Origin of the sequence: Ruegeria sp. HKCCA5491 (assembly GCF_013034565.1) — a bacterium.
In the GTDB taxonomy this organism is placed as follows: domain Bacteria; phylum Pseudomonadota; class Alphaproteobacteria; order Rhodobacterales; family Rhodobacteraceae; genus Ruegeria.
In genome coordinates, this window is record NZ_WQGG01000001.1 from 184,726 (window position 1) to 202,401 (window position 17,676).

The following is a 17,676-nucleotide window of genomic DNA, read 5'->3' on the forward strand; positions in this document are numbered from 1 at the left end:
TGATGCAGTGGTTGGTTGAGTGACCTGAAAAAAGTAAATCAGAACAGCCGGCCTCTACGATAGACTGCCGTGTTAGACAGGTGTTCGGAGAGTCTTTTGTGCCTAAAAAAGCAGCTATTCTAGTTGATTAACGACCGGATGCGAGAAAATCAGAGGCTGTTAAGCCGATGCTTTTCGAGTATCCCGCAAAGCATAGCCTGTGCTTGCAGCCTGTGTTCTCGATGGCGTTCACGGGCGGCATCTGGACGACCTTCACTAATCGCTTGAAAAACAACCCGGTGATCTTCGTTGGATTTAACGGGCAGGGGCCTGATGAACAACGTCGTTGCACGCGCGCGGCGGACTTGGTCGCTCATCATGGCAACAATCGCTTCGACTCGTTGGTTGCCGCCCAACCGAACGAGCTCTTGATGAAACAACTCGTCTGCCTCTGCCCACGCTTCAAGGTCTTCGGCTTCGATGGCTTGGTCCATCTTCGCAATTGATCCAGCGAGTACCGCCAGTTCATCTTCTGAATAACCCGCTTCGGCAGCGCGCTGTGCCGCGAGACTCTCAAGTTCCGTAAGGATGTCGTAGATTTCACGCATATCATCTGATGAAACAGGCAGTATCCGAACGCCCTTTCGGGGTCGCATTTCCAGCAACCCCTTACTTTCCAACATCAGCGCAGCTTCCCGTATCGGGGTGCGGGACATGCCAAGGGTCTCGGCGAGTTCCGACTCCAGATGGTCAGTTCCGGCCGCAAGTTCGCCAGACAGGATCATCCGCCGCAAATCCCTAACAGCGCGTTGTGTATTGGAAAGAGTTTTTGCGTCCTGATCCTTCACGGTGTCTCCAGGTTGATTTTTCGTCCTTCCGCAGCTGAGAGGTAGATATTCTCTTCAATGCGGATCACATCCAAATAGTCTCGGGCCGTGTTTTCCAAAGGCGTGCCCAGTAGAAGGCCCGAAATGACGTGACTTTGCAAGGCGTGAACGCAGTCTCCTCCAAATCCATCATGATCGCTTGGAGGTAGAATCTGCTGTCTCTCCTGTTTTCCAAACGCGCGGAGGTCAACGGAACCGTCGCCGTAAAGAACTAGTGATCCTTCCGTTCCTTCGATGAGAGCTTCGCCCATGGTCTGACGCGGGTTTTTGGCGCTATGGTCAAGGCATCTGTTGCCATCGAACAGAGCTTTCAAACCTTTGGGGTGGTCAAACAGGATGTAACCTGCATCCTCGCCCGAGATAACGGGGTTAACTTGGCGCAAGTCCGCATAAACTGCGCTGGGCGCATCGAACAAAAATCGGAATGTGTCTACCCAGTGAACCGCTGTCTCATGAACTAGGAAACGTGGCATTTTTTGAAAGTACGGCTGCCGGTCCAGGTAGGCTCGCGGTCCCTGTCCGTCGCCGGGCCGAAGCCGGAAAGTCGCTTGTAGAGGTGTTCCAATTCGACCCTCGGTCATCGCCACCTTGATTGCACGATACCAAGGCTGAAAGCGAAAATTCTCATGTACGACAATGGTTGCACCTACCGCTTCAGCCTCTGAAACGATCTTCTCCGCTTCATCCAGAGACATGCAGAAAGGTTTTTGGCAGATCAGCCATTTTATGCCCGAATGCAGCGCAGTTCGAATGGCGTCGGCCTGCGCCACAGGTGGAAGAATGATGTCCACGAGATCTGGTTTTTCCGCCTCCAGCATTTTTGACAGATCATCGTAAGCGGCCAGTCCTGTTTTCTTCGCCTTGTTGATATCACGGTTGCAGGATGCAATCAGATCCGCTCTGGGCATTCGGGACCAACTTTCGTAGTGGAACCTACTGAAATACCCCGCACCCACACACGCGACCCTGATGGCTTGTTGAGTATTCATGCCCGCAATGCTTCCAATACCGATGAGGCTGCGTCCTGCGTTCCGGCGGTGCCACCTAGGTCACGCGTCAGGTTCTGTCCGTTCGCAGTCACCTTTTCCACGGCTTCACGCAACCGTTCGCCGTCGTTGGACAGGCCTGGGTGATCATGGGTCAACCCCAACCATTCAAGCATCATTGCTGCGGACAGGATCATCGCAAAGGGGTTGGCAATACCCTGTCCTGCAATGTCTGGAGCGGAACCATGGCAGGGTTGGAACACAGCGTGATTCAATCCGATATCCGCTGACGGAGCCAGTCCAAGACCGCCCATGAGACCTGCACCAAGGTCGGAGAGGATGTCTCCGAACATGTTCTCGGTCACCATGACATCGAACTCCCAAGGTTTTTGGACCATCCACAGTGCGGTGGCATCAACATAAGCATGGTCTGCCTGCAAATCGGGATGGTGGGCGGCTTCTGCATCAAACATCGATCTGAAGAATGCAAAGGCGCGGAATACATTGGCTTTGTCGACACATGTAACTCGACCCTGACCGCGCCCGGTTCTTTTGCGGTTCTGGGCGAGTTCAAACGCGAAACGGAACAGCTTTTCGGACACCTCACGAGTGATCAACAGAGTTTCACGTGCTTCGTCTTCGGTAACTTCGCCAGCGCCTTGGGTGAAGAACAGTCCTTCTGTGCTTTCGCGTATCAAGACAAAGTCGATCTCTTTTCCGGGAGGCAGCGCCAAGGGGGTCATTTGTCCACTGCTTACCTTTACTGGTCGTACACCAGCGAAAAGTCCCAGTTGCTTTCGCAGATCGATTTGCGGTGAAATCTCGGTTCCGTCAGGGTATCGAACATCTGGTAAGCCCATTGCAGACAGCAGAATCGCGTCAGCGTTGCGTGCAGTTTCGAGTGATCCAGCCGGAAACGATTCTCCAGTTTTGGCGTAGTGGCCTGCACCTGCCGGCGCGTCTGTAAACGCCAGTTCGTAGGTGCGGTTGCCGAGCGAGAGGTGGTGCAGAATTTCAAGCGTAGGGCCCATAATTTCAGGGCCGATCCCATCCCCGTGGAACACTGCGACATCGTAAGTCTTTTTCATTTTGGCCCGCTTCCTTCCCGTTTCGCATTAATAGCGCGATAGCAGCTTCCACTACAGTCCGTTGACAGCGCATTCTTTAATGTATACGCAAATAAATGCAATAATAAACGCAAAGTTGTTTGGGAGGACTTGGAAATGAAACGAAAACTAGGGCGGTTGGTGGCCGCGGCGGTGTTGGCGACCGGTATTACAGGGACGGCGTCTGCGCAGGATTACCCCTATCGTGATATCACCACAGCTGTGGTCTGGGGGGCCGGTGGCGGGACGGACACAATCAACCGTATGATCATGGCCGAGATGGAAAAACACCTTCCGGTCTCGATCAATGTGATCAATCAAACAGGTGGGGTCGCGGGCTCCAACGGCATGGTCTACGTCATGAACCAACCGGACGATGGCTACACATTGGTTGGTCTGTCAGAGTCTAACGTCACCGCTGCCGTGCAGGGTGGTTGGGATAAGAAATTTGATTTTTGGTATCCGTTTATCGTTGGCGGATCACCTGATCTGATCTCGGTTCCGGCAGACAGCCCTTACAATACTCTGGAAGAACTGGTCGACGCTGCGAAAGCTGCTCCTGGGACTATTCCGGCTGCGGCTTCCGGCGCAGGTTCGATCCACCACTTGAACCTTCTGGCCATCGAAAAAGGATCCGGTGCAGAATTCAAGTTTGTTCCATACAAAGGCTCAGCGCCAGGGCAGGAAGCAGCGATAGCAGGTGAAGTTGCGTTGGTTGTGACTTCTCTAGCTGAACAGGCCGCGTTGATCGAAGGCGGTCAACTTAAACCGCTTGCGATGTTGACGCCCGAAGATGCGCAGATTGCAGGGGCAACGGTGCCTTCTGCCTTTGGCATTTATGACGGTCTCGATCAGTATTTGCCGCTCAAGCAGGCCATCGGGTTTGCAGTTCACAGTTCAGCCGGGGACGACGTTAAGGCCGCGCTTGGTAATGCCTTCGAGCAAGCGATTGCCTCCGACACCGTCGCTGAATGGGCCACTGCAAACAATTATGATGTCGGTGGTCAACACGGCGAAGAAGCTCAAGAGCTGTTTGCGAACCTCGAAGCTACCTTTGCATATACCTTGCAAGATCTGGGCGCAGCGACCGTAGATCCGGCATCGCTGGGTATCGAGAAGCCATAATCCTATCACTTTTTCAAGGGCGCGCCTGATCGCGCCCTTTCTGACAAGAGGCAGGCAATGGACAAACCTGACGATACACTGATCATGCGGGCGCGCGATTTCTGGGCATCGATTGGTCTAATAGCAATTTCCACTTTTTTCCTTTGGAAGACGTCGGACATCCCGCTTTGGGGTGAAAACCGCGCAGGTGTAAATGGGTCTGATTGGTACAACTCGGCAGCAATTGTACCGCTGTTCATCTTCGGTGGATTGCTTGTCTTGTCCTTCGTGTTGCTGGCGATTTCGATCCGTTCAGGAGGAGCCCAACACGCGCTCAGTGCTTTAGGGGTCGGATGGGATAAGTCGGAAGCCTATCGAGCTTCAACCATAGGCCTGATTCTTCTTGCATATGTCGTCGGGCTGGTTCCCAGAGTGGACTTCATTCTGTGCTCTGGGTTGCTGATCACGGCTTTGACTTACGGTTACTACGGGGGTCATGCGCGGCGTGCTTTGGTGGCTTGTATAGCAGTTGTCGTCGCCGGTTTGTTTGCGTTCGCCGTGTTTCCTGCTCAGGCGGATTGGAATGCACACGCTGATGATTGGTTCACACTGGCCTTGTGGGTGGCGTTAACACTAGTGGTATTGACCAAAGCGGCTTCAGAGCGCGTTTTGCGGTTCGTTCCATTGGTGGCAATACTTGCCCCGCTCATCCTCGTTTGTGCGATGGCCTTTGTTTTCCGGCAGAACGTGCCCGCGCGCGGCGGGCTGATCTTCAAGCAAATCGAATACCACTACTACGTGACGCTTCGTCCGCTATGGAAAGACTGACCGGATGGACTTTATCCTTTCGCAACTGGCTGGGTTTGGGACCGCATTCGTGGGCCTGGCAGTAGACCCGCTGACCTATCTGTATCTGATCGCTTCCGTGTTCCTGGGCATCACGTTCGGCGCACTGCCCGGCCTTACGGCAACCCTGGCTGTGACGATCCTGACGGGTTTCTTCGGCAACAAAATCCCGCTCGACTATTCGCTCATCGCTTTGCTCGGGGCCTATGTCGGCGCGATTTACGGCGGCTCTTACCCGTCTATTTTGCTGAACATTCCGGGCACGGCAGCCAGCGCGGCGACGGCCATGGATGGCTACCCACTGGCCAATGCGGGTCGAGGGGGCGAAGCACTAGGGCTGACCACGACGGCCAGCTTCATTGGCACAGTTATCGGGACCATCACGCTTTTGATTTTCGTGTGGGCTCTGCTCTTGGTTTCAAAGAACATCGCAAGCCCGGAGAAAGCATTGCTGGCCCTGTTCGGCATTCTGCTTTCTGGCACTTTAATGAGCGAAGACCTGGTGATTAAGGGATGGATCGCCGGTTTGATCGGGCTTGCGATGTCCATGGTGGGGCTCGACCCTCTGTTGTCTGAGCCGCGCTATACTTTCGGCTGGTCCTATCTGATGAGCGGGTTTCAGGTCGTCCCAGTTTTGATGGGGGCCTTTGCCATTCCCCAAATCATTGACGGTTTGAGGCACGTTGAGGCCGGGAAAGTTCTGGCCCTGAAAGGTCGCATCCTTCCGAACCTACGCTCCATCCTACGCTATCTACCGACCATTGGCCGGTCTGGGGTGATCGGGACCGGGGTAGGAGCGCTTCCTGGCGTGGGTGAAGATGTCGCCGGTTGGGTCAGCTACGGTGTCGGCAAGACCGTATCTGCCGAGGGCGACAAGTTTGGAAAAGGGTCATTGGAAGGTCTGCTGTGCTCTGAAACAGCAAATAATGCCTGCATTGGGGGGGCGCTGATCCCGCTTTTGGTTTTGGGCATTCCCGGTTCACCACCCGCCGCGGCTTTGATGGGGGCTTTCAAGATCAACAACGTGATCCCAGGTCCGACGATAGACCCCGAGATCATTCTGCGCGTGGTTGCAATTTTAGTGCTGGCCTCCCTGACAATGTTCTTAATGGGCCTGTTCACTGCTCGGGTCTTTATCAAAATACTCGCCATCCCGCAGACCATCTTCTTGCCCGTCGTTATGGTTCTGACAACCATCGGGTCTTTCAGCGTCGGCGGCGGCATCAATGATCTTTACCTGATGCTTGGCGTCGGCGCTGTTGCCTATTTCATGAGCCTCATGAAGTACCCAATCGCGCCGTTGGTGATAGGCGTTATTCTGGGCAGCCTGTTTGACGAAACCTTCCGTCGGTCGCTGTTCCTGTCGGATGGGGATCCTTCGGTCTTCTTTTCTCGGCCTGGTGCGGCCATTCTGCTGGTGCTCAACATTGGTCTGATCCTCAGCCAACTGCCCGTCGCGAAACGCGCGTTCTCACGCCTAAAAGGAATTTCAGTCTGATGTTTGCGGTTACTGTCACCTTCACTCTCAAGCCCGGTAACAGAGATATCTTCTTGCCGCTTATGGTCGAAAACGCTTCAACTTCTTTGCGTGAAGAAATCGGATGCCGGCAGTTTGACGTATGTCTCGGCGACGATCCTGAGACAGTTTTTCTCTATGAGGTTTATGATGACAGCGTGGCGTTCTCTGCCCACCTAGAAAGCGCGCATTTTCAGTCCTTTGATACGGCAGTGGCTGATATGATCGCCACCAAGGTGGTTCAGCATTATTCCGAGGTTATCCGATGAACGATTGGGAAATTCACGCCGTGAAATACGCGGATCGCAACGCCCGGACGCGAGCTGATAGTTTCATCATCGATGATAATCACGATGCTCCCCATGCGATGGACTATTTCGTTTGGGTGCTCAAACGCGGCAACAAAGTCATTCTGGTCGATACTGGCTACGACTCCGATGAGGCCGCCGCTCGTGGTCGTCCCATCGCGATGGACCCTCGCGAAGCTCTGCGGCCACTAGGCATCGCGCCGGAAGCGGTGACTGAGGTCATCGTGACCCACCTTCATTATGACCACGCAGGGGGGCTGCATATGTTCCCTAACGCGAAGTTGCACATGCAGTCGGCGGAAATGGCCTTCGCTACAGGTCCCTGCATGTGCCACGATCACCTGCGTGCTCCTTTCACGGCTGACCATGTCTGCGAGGTCGTAAAGCGTCTCTATTCGGGCAAAGTCGTGTTCTACGACGGAGAAGCCGAGATTGCAGATGGGGTCACGGTGCACTGCATCGGTGGGCATTCGCGCGGGTTGCAATGCGTTCGCGTAAGAACGGCAGCCGGGTGGATGGTACTCGCCTCTGATGCCTCGCATTATTATGAGAATTTCATGGCGCGCAAAGCTTTTCCTATCGTCGTCGATTTGCAAGACATGATGGACGGCTTCAAGACACTCGAGAGGTTGGCCTCGCGTCCTAGGCTTATCGTGCCCGGCCATGATCCACTTGTGCGTGAGGTATTTCCCGTAGGCGCGGCACCGCATATCCATAGGCTGGATCCAGGGCCGACGCGGGACATTGAACTATGAAAATCGGTGTCATAGCGGACGACTTCACTGGTGCGAGCGACATTGCGAACACCTTGGCGAAGGGCGTTGAGCCAGAAGGTGGGTTACGAACGGCTCAGTTCCCGGGTATTCCGATGACCCCGGCCAGCGAAGAGATCGAAGCGGGTGTGATCTCGCTCAAGAGCCGCACGGCACCGGTCGAGGAAGCGGTTGCAGACAGTCTGAGTGCCTTGAGGTGGCTCGTGGACCAAGGATGCCAGCAGTTCATCTTCAAATATTGCTCGACATTCGATTCCACGATGGAAGGAAATATCGCCCCCGTTGCGGAAGCGCTGGCCAACGAACTGGGCGCGCAAAAAGTGATTTTCTGCCCGGCCTTTCCTACAACGGGACGCACGGTCTATCACGGTCATCTTTTTGTGCTCGGCAGGCTGTTGAACGAGTCCGGGATGGAAAATCACCCCCTTACTCCGATGACGGATGCCAACATTAGGCGTTGGTTGCAGCATCAGACCGAAGAAGCGGTTGGGTCGGTGCCAGTTGACACCGTGAAGCAGGGACCAGAGGCGATTTCTGATGCATTGCGGAACGCAGACGGGCGCTTTGTGATCGGTGATGCGATTTCGGATGAAGATTTGTTGGCCTGGGGCGAAGCTCTAAAGGATGCCAAGCTCATTACTGGGGGATCGGGTATAGCGCTGGGTCTACCAAGAAACTTCCTGAGAGAGGCTTCATCCAAAAGTGTTGGCATTGCGTTCACTGGTATCGCAGGGCCCGCCGCTATCCTTGCAGGGTCTTGTTCAGGTGCGACACGCGGGCAGATCGATGTTCATGCGGAATCCAATCCGACGTTCGTCATTGATGTTCCAGGTGTCATGTCCGGGGATGTAACCACGCAAACGCTTCTGGATTTCTTTGAAACGCATCCGGGTCAGGCGCCGCTCGCGTATTCATCAGGAAGCCCGGATGATGTGCGCGCGATCCAAAAAAAATTCGGTCAGGACGCTGTGGCGGAAAAGCTGGACAATCTCTTTGCGGATACAGCACGAGAACTTGTTCAGAAGAGCTACAAGCGATTGGTGGTGGCGGGAGGAGAGACGTCGGGAGCTGTCGCCAAGGCTGTCTCTGAGGCACTGGGGTCTCCGGCCATGTCAATTGGTCCAGAGATCGACCCGGGCGTACCTGTCCTGAGCGCCGGAAAAACTGAACCCATTGCGCTGGCTCTAAAATCTGGAAACTTTGGCGCTCCGGACTTTTTCGCGAAGGCTCTCAGAATGATGGAGGCCGGCAAATGAGTTCTGAAGAAAAGGCATTACGACAGCAAATGTCGGAGCTGTGTGCCTCACTGTTTGCACGTGGCTTTTCCGTTGGCACTGCGGGCAATGTCTCCGCGCGTTTACATGACGGGATCCTCATGACGCCAACAAATTCCACCTTGGGCGATATCGACCCCGAGCGCATCGCCAAGATTGATTTGGATGGCAACCACGTCTCGGGAGACAAGCCGACCAAGGAAGTCTTTCTGCATCAAGCTTTCTATGAGACAAGACCAGAAGCGGGCGCCGTGGTTCATCTGCATTCGACCTGGGCCACCGCACTGTCGTGTCTGGAAGACACCGATCCAGACGACTGTATTCCACCGCTTACGCCATACGTGGTGATGCGCGTCGGCACGGTCAAACTGGTTCCATACGTCAAGCCGGGTGATCCGAAATCAGGTGATCTGATCCGTAAACTGGGCGGCAAATTTAGTGCTGTTCTGTTGGCCAATCACGGACCAGTCGTATCGGGAAAGGACCTCTTCTCGGCGGTCTGTGCAGCAGAAGAGTTAGAAGAAACAGCCAAGCTGCTCGTGGCATTGCGGGACATGCCAAACCGGATGTTGGATGCAGCACAAGTCGCAGAACTCAAAAAGACTTTCGGAAGGATGTAATTCGACACCGAAATGGGGGCGTGCAAACTTTTGGGCAAATCGTGCAAAATTGTGCGCAAATACGGCGCAAAGTTATGGGCAAGCACACTTGAAATTGATGAACGAAATCAATAGCAGGAGCGCAGCGTTATGAGCGCGCCTACAGGGTGGTGGTGCTGCCACTACCGCTGATAACTGGAGTGGAGCCCGCTGCAAATGCAATCGGAAACGACCAGACGTCGGTCCCGTTGGCAAACAGAGAACCGTCTGACGCTGTGCAGGAAGTCGGGTTCAGTGTCGCGGTGCAGATTTGCGTGCCGTCTGCAAACCGAACATAGTCCCCGTCAGGTGTTGTTCCGCGTTCAATGACCGCTCCGGTCGGTACGTCGCCATTTGAAGATACTGTGCCCAACAGGTTGCCGGGGCCGTAGCCGAAGTCTGCGCGCATCAGGCGACCCGGCGTTGTATCATCTGAACTGTTTTGAACGGCTGCACCGCTTGCAATGGCAGAGGCCGGGTCAAAGCTGAGTGCGTCGGTCCAGTTGCTTCCGTCTGGTGAGACCTTGATGGAAAATCCTGTGCTGCCGGACAGCCCCATTTCTGCGTGCCCTGTCCAATTCGATTGAAACAGCAAAGATGCAGTTTCGGCCGCGTTGGCCTTGTTGATCTTCAACTGATGACCTAGCCCATCATGGCTGAGCAACGACGCGGCAGACCGAACGGCAGCCGGTTTGTCTCGTCATATGTCGCGGAAATACCAATCCCTTTCAGGTTTTGGGTTGCAATAGGGGCATCTACCCAATCTGACCCGTCCCAGACGATCAGCCGGGATTGGCTTTCATCCCATGCGCGCCATCCTGATACGGGGCTTACGAAATGCCACGCATTGTCCAGCCACGCGGCCAGTTTGCCAGCTTGCCCTGCCCAGTCACCCGTAGGCGCCGCCCCCAGAGCGTGAACTTCTCGCTGATCCGGTGCGGGCGGAGGATTGATTGCGCCTGCCGAGGCGACGCTCAACTGTACGATGACGTCCAGTTTCCTGAGTGCTTCATTATGCGTGACGTGTTTCTGCGCTTGCGACTGTTGAATAAATGGCAAGTCCAGTCGGGGTGAGTTTTGTGACACGGGGTTCTCCTGTGGCTGTCGAAATGACATACGCAATGCGGGCCACAGTGAGTGCAGAGATGTGAATCCTTCCCGACTTGCACGAACGCATCAGAAAAGAATCGTTAATTCTTGGGGATTGGACCCGGTCGGCACGGGGCAGGTTTCAGTTTCTGCCACCAGCCCGGCGCTTGGACATAGGTAACCGTGTACGTTAGGCGGCCGTTACTGAGCCGCCTTGTCCGAAGAGATCACTTCGTGAATGTATTCACGCAGGTCGTCACGCAGATCTTCGCGAGACAGTGCATATGCGACCGTTGCCTGCAGGAAGCCGGACTTCGAGCCGCAGTCAAAACGCTGACCTTCGAACTTGTAGCCAAAAACCGGAACACCGTTTCCGATATCTTCGGCGATCGCATCGGTAAGCTGGATTTCGCCACCGCTGCCTTTTTTCTTCTGGTTCAGGTTATACAGAACCGATGGTCCCAGGATATAGCGCCCGATCACGGCCAGGTTGGACGGCGCGTCCTCTGGTTTGGGTTTTTCCACCATGCCCCGGGTGCGCACGACGGATCCGATATTCTCACCAACATCCAGCACACCATAAGATTGGGTTTTTTCATGCGGAACTTCCATGGCCGCAACCATATTGCCGCCGGTTTCTTGGTAGGCTTCGACCATCTGCTGCAAACAGGGCTTGTCGGCGGCGATCACGTCGTCTGGCAGCATAACGGCAAAAGGCTCGTCCCCGATCAGGCGGCGCGCGCACCACACGGCGTGCCCAAGACCCAGCGCCTTGTGCTGGCGGATATAGGCAATCGCTCCGCTTTCCATGTTGGTGGCATTGAGTGTTTCAAGAAGGTCCGTCTTGCCTTTGGCCTTTAGTTCTTGCTCAAGGATGTGGTTGTGGTCGAAATAGTCTTCTAGCGCGGATTTTCCCCGCGAAGTTACGAAAATAAACTCGGTGATACCGGCCGCACGCGCCTCGTCGATCGCATATTGAACCAGTGGCCGGTCGACCAGCGTCATGATCTCTTTGGGGACGGATTTAGTTGCTGGCAAAAAGCGTGTACCCAGACCCGCAACTGGAAAAATCGCCTTGGTGACCTTGCGTGCCATGTTACCTCTCAAGTTAAAAAAAATTTGCCCGAAAATCGCTTTGCTCTCGTGGCTTCGTCTTAGGCTGTGCGCGCAGAATGATCAACGCCGTTTGATGCAGGATGCTGCGTCATGGGAAATGGTGCCATCACGAAGATTGGGAGTCAAAATGAACTGCGGCAACATGCAGCGGGAAAGCTGAGTATTTATGCCAAAAAGGAAACAATAATATCAAATAGTGGAATATTGTTTGCCTACTATCTGATTGATTTGTTCAATCCCTAGGCGGAATTGAAAAACGCCCGAAGCCTGTAGACAGGTGTCGGGCGTCTTTGCTTACGCGTTGGCCATGATTGCCTCAAGTGGATCGTGTTCGGCCACGAAATGATCGGGCTTCACCTCGTTTAATTGAGGCACATAGTCTGTCTGCCCTGCAGACAAACGGCTGGGCAGGAACCTCAACGCCGCTTTCGGATCCATTGGTGAAGGAAGTTCACCCGGCAGTTTAAGCCTCTGGCGGCTACGCTCGACATCCGGGTCCGGGATTGGCACCGCCGAGATCAAGGACTTGGTGTACGGGTGAATAGGTTCGGAACAAATGGCCTCACCATCACCCAATTCGACGATCCGGCCGAGATACAGAACCATGATCCGGTTTGATACGGCACGAACCACGGACAAGTCGTGGCTGATGAAGATCATCGACAGGCCAAACTCCTGCTGGAGTTCGCGCAACAATTCGACAATCTGGGCCTGAATCGAAACGTCCAGCGCGGATACGGCCTCATCACAAATGATCAGCTTGGGCTTGTTGATCATCGCCCGCGCGATACCGACTCTTTGGTTTTGGCCGCCGGATAGTTCATGCGGATAGCGGTTGATCATGTTTGCTTTCAGGCCAACCCTCTCCATCATCTCGGCAACCATCTTCTTACGCTCCCGCTCTGTCAGGTCGGGGCGATAGGTCTTAAGTGGTTCAGCGATCGAAGCTGAGATTGTCATTCTGGGATCCAGACTGGCCAGCGGGTCTTGGAACACGATCTGCAAATCCTTGCGGTATTTGTTCAGTTCCGCCCGCTTTAGTCCAACGATGGGATGACCCAGCCAACTGACATTACCGCCGCTGGGTTCTATAAGCTGTAGTACGGCGCGCGCCAATGTCGACTTGCCGCAGCCCGACTCACCTACGACTCCCAAGGTTTCGCCCTTGCGGATGTCGAAGGTCACACCATCAACGGCTTTCAGAGGTACCTTGCGTCCGAACAGGCCGCCAGAGACATGGATTGGGAAGTGCACCTTGACGTCATCGACCTTAAGCAAAGGTTCTTCGGTTTTACCAAGCGCCTTGGGTGCGTCCCCAGCATCAATGCGCGGCATCGCTTCCAGCAGGGTACGTGTGTATTCGTGCTGCGGTGCGCGAAAGATTTCGCGCGTGTCGCCAGCTTCGACAAACTGTCCCAGACGCATCACCTGAATACGGTCGCACATACGCGCAACAACACCCATATCATGCGTGATCAGGGCGATGGCCGTGCCTTCGTCCTTCTGCAGGCGGACCATCAGGTCCAAAATGTCCGCCTGAACCGTTACATCCAGTGCCGTTGTCGGTTCATCCGCGATCAGCAGTTTGGGACTACACAGCATCGACATTGCGATCATGACACGCTGACGCATGCCGCCCGACAGTTCATGCGGGTATTGGTCCAGACGTCGCTTTGCCTCGGGGATGCGAACACGATCCAGCCATTCAAGACACCGGGCACGGGCTGCGTTTCCTTGCAAGCCTTCGTGAACCTGTAGCACTTCGCGCATTTGCTGGCCGATCCGCAAATGCGGAGTCAATGCGGTCAGCGGATCCTGAAAGATCATGCCAACGTCGTCGCCCCGGATCTGGTTCAGCTTGTTCACGGGCAGGTTCAGGATTTCCTTGCCATTCAGCAAAGCCGACCCGCTGGCGCGCCCGGCCGGAGGCAGCAGCCCCATCGCAGCCATAAACGTCTGGCTTTTACCCGATCCGCTTTCGCCAACGATGCCCAAACACTCGCCTGGATTGATGTCAAAGCTGATGCCTTTGACGGCTTCGACAACACCATCCGGTGTATCGAATTGCACGCTTAGGTCCTTTACAGAAAACAGACTCATATCAGCGATCCTTCGGGTCCAAGGCGTCACGCAGGCCATCGCCGATGAAGAACATCGTGATGATGATGGCGACGTAGAATGTCAGGGGGAACATCAATTGCCAGAGGGTTCCATAGCCCATAGTACCAGCACCCTCGGCGATCAGACGGCCGAGTGAGGTATAGGGTTCCGAAATTCCCAAACCCAGGAACGAGATAAAGCTTTCGGTCAGGATCATCTCGGGCACCAGCAACGAGGCGTAGACAATCACAACACCCAACAGGTTCGGCAGGATGTGGCGATACATGATGGTGAACTCACTAACGCCAGCGGCGCGTGCGGCCTCAATGAATTCGCGGTTTTTCAGGGTTAGTGTCTGCCCGCGAACGATCCGCGCCATTGTCAACCACCCCACCGCGCCTAGGGCGATGAACAGCATAAAGAACGACCGGCCCGCCACAACCAGAAGCAGGATGATGACAAGCGTGGCCGGGATCGCCAGCAAGATGTCAACGAAGCGCATCATGATGCCGTCGGTGCGGCCACCGATATACCCAGCCGCAATCCCATAGCAGGTTCCTACGATCAGCGCGGTCGCGGCCCCGATCAGCCCCACCAAAAGCGATGTGGTGGTCGCCTGAATGACACGGCTGTACAGGTCGCGCCCCAGATCATCGACGCCAAAGAAATGCCCGGTCTCGACCGAAGGCATCCCCATGCCCCGGACGTCACCCATGACATTCCAGTCGATTTCTTCGTTGTTCCACACAGCAAAATAAGGCCCGATAAGAGTGAACAGAACGATCAGACCCAGAATGAACAGACTGGCCATTGCAGCCTTGTTCCGGACAAACCGCATACGCGCGTCCTGCCAGAGCGAGCGGCCCTGAATGACCGTATAGTCGGTGATATCCTCGGCCAGATGCGCGGCTTTTTGTGATTTTCCAAGCATTGCCGGCCCCTCAGTAACGAATTTTCGGATCGAACCAGGCATAGGCCAGGTCGGTCAGCAGGTTCACCAGCACGGTCAGAACGCCATACAGGATCGTGACGCCCAGAAGCACGGCATAGTCTCGTGATAGGGCGGACCCCACATAGGCTTGTCCCAACCCACCGGTTGAAAAGTAGATGTCGACAAAGACCGAACCGGTCAGAACGTAAACAAAAACTGGCCCAAGATAGGATACGACCGGTAGAAGCGTGGGTTTCAGAGCGTGCCGCCAAATGACGGTTCTTGTCGGCAAGCCCTTGGCGCGCGCGGTGCGGATAAAGTTCGAGTTCAGAACTTCCAGCATCGAAGACCGGGTGATCCGGGCGATCGACCCCATGTAAGAGGTCGCCAGAGCGATCACCGGCATGATCAGGTAAGGCCATTGCCCGCCGTTCCATCCGCCCCCGGGCAACCAACCCAGCCAAAGGGTGAATGTCAGTATCAGGATCGGCCCCATGATGAAGTTCGGCAGCGCCTGTGCCGCTATCCCCAGACCAACTGCGAAATAGTCGATCCAACTGTTGTGTTTGATCGCAGCAGCGATCCCAAGGCTGACACCCACGGCCGTCGCGACAAGGAAAGACAGCGAGCCATAGGTCAACGAAATCGGAAAGCCCTGAGCGATGATGTCATTCACGTCGCGGTCCTTGAACTTGAAGGACGGGCCGAAATCGAAATGTACGACGATGTTGTACAGATAGTCCCAAAGCTGTTTCCACAACGGCTGGTCCAGTCCGTACCGCGCCTCGATATTAGCCAGAACCGCCGGCGGCAAGGGCCGCTCTGACGTGAAGGGTCCGCCGGGTGCGAAGTGCATCAAAAAGAAACTTGCAACGATCAGCAAAAGGATCGTTGGGACGGCGATTAGCAACCGCCGGACGATATAGGCAAGCATTTCATGCCCCCAATTATTGGCTTTGCCCCAAAGAACTCTCCGGGGCAAAGCGTGATCAACAGATGATTATTCAGCGATTTTGTAGAGGTTCTTGGAGTACCAGTTCTGCTCTACGTTATTGACCGGCCAGTTCCCAACGTCGCTGTCCATCATGTAGACGCCAGCATAGTGATAGATCGGGATTACAGGGGTCTCTTGTGCGATGATCCGCTCGACCTCGGTATACAGAGGCGCGGCATCGTCCGATGTTTTGGCTTGGGCCAAAAGCTCGTCAACTTTGGCATTGTTATACTTGCCGTCGTTGTAGCCTGAGTCCGATTGCAGCAGGTCCAGGAAGGTTGAGGCTTCGTTATAGTCGCCGCACCAAGCGCCACGGGCCAGATCGAAGTTCTGGTTGCCGCGCTCTTCCAGGAAGATCTTCCATTCCATGTTGGCGAGTTCGGCGTTTACACCCAGCTTCTGCTTCCACATCTGGCTCAGCGCCACCGCGACCTTCTTATGAGCTTCCGAGGTGTTGTAGACCATCTCAAAGCTCAGTGGATTGTCAGGACCGTAACCTGCGGCAGCCAGCAATTCCTTGGCCAATTCGTCGCGTTCCTGCTGAGACATCGAGGCCATTTCTACTTCGGGAACCGTGAACCCGGCGGTCGCCTCAGGAGCAAAGGTGTAAGCCTGAGGCTGGCCACCTGCCATGATGTTTTCCGTGATGATCTTGCGATCTACTGCCAGCGACAGCGCTTGGCGGACATTCGGGTCTTTGAACGCTTCGGGGCCGCCGTCGGAAAGGTTGAACGTGTAGTAATAGTTGCACAGGCGCGGGAAGCTGATGGCCTCTTCCGGGTGCTCTTTCTGCAGGCGTGGGAACTGACCTGCGGGAACCTCGGTGCGGTCCAGTTCACCAGCCAGATAACGGGTCAGGGCGACGTTTTCGTCGTTGATGACCAATGCGACAACCTTGTCGACGATGGTGTTGTCGTTGTCCCAGTACATCTCGTTACGCTCACGAACCGAGCGTTCCTGCGGCAGGTGTTCGGTCAGAACATAAGCCCCGTTCGAGACGATGTTTTCAGGCTTGGTCCACGCGTCGCCAAACTCTTCGATGACTTTCTGCGGGGCAGGGAAGGTCGTGGAATGCGTGGTCATCTGCGCGAAATAAGGCAGAGGGGCGCTCAGTTTGACCTCAAGCGTGTGGTCGTCAATGGCGGTGACGCCCAGCTCATCCACAGGTTTATCGCCTGCAATGATTTCAGCCGCGTTTTCAATCGACATCAGTTCCATGAACCAGGCGTAGGGCGACGACAGCGCTGGATCGACCGCGCGTTTCCATGCGAAGACAAAGTCGCCAGCGGTTACCGGGTCGCCGTTGGACCACTTGGCGTCATCGCGAAGGGTAAACGTATAGACGTCTTTGGTATCGTTGGTGGTGAATTCGGTGGCGACGCCAGGAACCAGATTACCGTCTTCGTCCTGGTTCATCAGCCCTTCAAACAGGTCGCGCACAATCTCGGCACCCGATACGTCCTCGACGACCTGCGGGTCGACCGAGCTGTGTTCGTCCAGAATACGATAGGTGAATGTCTGATCATCCGCCAATGCTTCGCCGGTTTCAGGGTGCGTTCCGGCGGCCAGTGCCGCGCCGGTGATCATGGTCGAGGTCAGCAGCCCCGCCAGCGTTGTCCGAATATGTTTGTTCATATTTTTACTCCCGTTTTTTGGCGGCATTGTTGGCCATCCCAACAAGATGGCAGAGAGCCGCCTTGTTTGTCCGACTGCGAAAGCGCGTGTACAGGTCCGAAAATTGCTGAATTGGTTCGCAAAATGGGCTGCGCCGCAGTCTTTCGGTTTTCAGTCGGGAACGTGGTTGCAAAAGTCGCCTTTCACTGAAGCCGACGTTGGCATTATTTAAAAAAAGGTTAAAGCCTCTGCCCGCAAATTAGGCAGTTGTATGCGAATTGTGAAGGAAACGGCGTGGCGCCGGAAATATTATGATGAAACCAGATGCGTTCTTAACATTTTCGTGAACGGTGGCAGCGCAGGGTGACGCTTGACGCAGCGTAAGCCTTTTAGCAAACAGCCTCTCAAATCGCGA

General features: G+C 55.0%; 17 protein-coding genes. 7 read left to right on the forward strand and 10 right to left on the reverse strand.

Going from position 1 to position 17,676, the window contains the following annotated elements; translation table 11 throughout:
* Positions 1-149: 149 nt before the first annotated feature.
* The 3 genes from GOV88_RS20685 to GOV88_RS00925 are packed head-to-tail and all read right to left on the reverse strand — an operon-like array spanning position 150 to position 2,940.
* On the reverse strand, positions 150-827 hold the full coding sequence (locus tag GOV88_RS20685; RefSeq protein WP_171123453.1) for a GntR family transcriptional regulator: 678 nt from the start codon (positions 825-827) through the stop codon (positions 150-152).
* Positions 824-1,855: a Gfo/Idh/MocA family protein gene (locus GOV88_RS00920; protein WP_171125200.1), complete on the reverse strand. Its 1,032-nt coding sequence runs from the start codon at positions 1,853-1,855 to the stop codon at positions 824-826. The genes GOV88_RS20685 and GOV88_RS00920 overlap by 4 nt, the downstream gene beginning before the upstream one ends.
* On the reverse strand, positions 1,852-2,940 hold the full coding sequence (locus tag GOV88_RS00925; protein ID WP_171239264.1) for an isocitrate/isopropylmalate dehydrogenase family protein: 1,089 nt from the start codon (positions 2,938-2,940) through the stop codon (positions 1,852-1,854). Before GOV88_RS00925 ends, GOV88_RS00920 begins: the two co-directional genes overlap by 4 nt.
* A 135-nt stretch (positions 2,941-3,075) precedes the next feature.
* On the opposite strand from GOV88_RS00925, the gene GOV88_RS00930 reads away from it, so the two are divergent.
* From GOV88_RS00930 to otnC, 7 genes are read left to right on the forward strand one after another with little or no spacing between them, the layout of a single operon-like run.
* On the forward strand, positions 3,076-4,083 hold the full coding sequence (locus GOV88_RS00930; protein ID WP_170353706.1) for a tripartite tricarboxylate transporter substrate binding protein: 1,008 nt from the start codon (positions 3,076-3,078) through the stop codon (positions 4,081-4,083).
* Between the two features lie 57 nt (positions 4,084-4,140).
* The gene (locus tag GOV88_RS00935; RefSeq protein WP_171123447.1) at positions 4,141-4,890 is read left to right on the forward strand and encodes a hypothetical protein; all 750 of its coding nucleotides are present in this window, start codon (positions 4,141-4,143) and stop codon (positions 4,888-4,890) included.
* A gap of 4 nt (positions 4,891-4,894) precedes the next feature.
* Positions 4,895-6,406: a tripartite tricarboxylate transporter permease gene (locus GOV88_RS00940; RefSeq protein ID WP_171239265.1), complete on the forward strand. Its 1,512-nt coding sequence runs from the start codon at positions 4,895-4,897 to the stop codon at positions 6,404-6,406.
* Positions 6,406-6,693 carry a putative quinol monooxygenase gene (locus GOV88_RS00945; protein WP_171123443.1) on the forward strand — a complete coding sequence of 96 codons (288 nt, stop codon included), beginning with the start codon at positions 6,406-6,408 and terminating at the stop codon, positions 6,691-6,693. The genes GOV88_RS00940 and GOV88_RS00945 overlap by 1 nt, the downstream gene beginning before the upstream one ends.
* Positions 6,690-7,487: an N-acyl homoserine lactonase family protein gene (locus GOV88_RS00950; RefSeq protein ID WP_171123441.1), complete on the forward strand. Its 798-nt coding sequence runs from the start codon at positions 6,690-6,692 to the stop codon at positions 7,485-7,487. Before GOV88_RS00945 ends, GOV88_RS00950 begins: the two co-directional genes overlap by 4 nt.
* The gene (otnK, locus tag GOV88_RS00955) at positions 7,484-8,761 is read left to right on the forward strand and encodes a 3-oxo-tetronate kinase (RefSeq protein WP_171239266.1); all 1,278 of its coding nucleotides are present in this window, start codon (positions 7,484-7,486) and stop codon (positions 8,759-8,761) included. Before GOV88_RS00950 ends, otnK begins: the two co-directional genes overlap by 4 nt.
* Positions 8,758-9,399 carry a 3-oxo-tetronate 4-phosphate decarboxylase gene (otnC, locus tag GOV88_RS00960; RefSeq protein ID WP_171239267.1) on the forward strand — a complete coding sequence of 214 codons (642 nt, stop codon included), beginning with the start codon at positions 8,758-8,760 and terminating at the stop codon, positions 9,397-9,399. Before otnK ends, otnC begins: the two co-directional genes overlap by 4 nt.
* A gap of 139 nt (positions 9,400-9,538) precedes the next feature.
* Here otnC and GOV88_RS20400 read toward each other — a convergent pair whose 3' ends face one another.
* The 7 genes from GOV88_RS20400 to GOV88_RS00990 all read right to left on the reverse strand — a co-directional run bounded on the left by GOV88_RS20400 (position 9,539) and on the right by GOV88_RS00990 (position 17,282).
* The gene (locus GOV88_RS20400; RefSeq protein WP_254429200.1) at positions 9,539-10,051 is read right to left on the reverse strand and encodes a hypothetical protein; all 513 of its coding nucleotides are present in this window, start codon (positions 10,049-10,051) and stop codon (positions 9,539-9,541) included.
* Positions 10,052-10,059: 8 nt separating this feature from the next.
* On the reverse strand, positions 10,060-10,503 hold the full coding sequence (locus GOV88_RS20405; RefSeq protein ID WP_371808190.1) for a DUF2793 domain-containing protein: 444 nt from the start codon (positions 10,501-10,503) through the stop codon (positions 10,060-10,062).
* 204 nt (positions 10,504-10,707) lie between these two features.
* Positions 10,708-11,601, reverse strand: coding sequence for a UTP--glucose-1-phosphate uridylyltransferase GalU (gene galU / locus GOV88_RS00970; RefSeq protein ID WP_171125188.1), 894 nt, complete (start codon positions 11,599-11,601; stop codon positions 10,708-10,710).
* Between the two features lie 315 nt (positions 11,602-11,916).
* Positions 11,917-13,722, reverse strand: a complete 1,806-nt coding sequence (locus GOV88_RS00975; protein WP_171125186.1) for an ABC transporter ATP-binding protein — start codon at positions 13,720-13,722, stop codon at positions 11,917-11,919.
* 1 nt (position 13,723) lies between these two features.
* Positions 13,724-14,653 carry an ABC transporter permease subunit gene (locus GOV88_RS00980; RefSeq protein WP_170389022.1) on the reverse strand — a complete coding sequence of 310 codons (930 nt, stop codon included), beginning with the start codon at positions 14,651-14,653 and terminating at the stop codon, positions 13,724-13,726.
* 10 nt (positions 14,654-14,663) lie between these two features.
* Positions 14,664-15,587, reverse strand: a complete 924-nt coding sequence (gene oppB / locus GOV88_RS00985; protein ID WP_171212408.1) for an oligopeptide ABC transporter permease OppB — start codon at positions 15,585-15,587, stop codon at positions 14,664-14,666.
* Positions 15,588-15,653: 66 nt separating this feature from the next.
* A complete protein-coding gene (locus tag GOV88_RS00990; RefSeq protein ID WP_171123430.1) occupies positions 15,654-17,282 on the reverse strand; it encodes a peptide ABC transporter substrate-binding protein in 1,629 nt (542 codons plus the stop codon).
* Between the last annotated feature and the right edge of the window lie 394 nt (positions 17,283-17,676).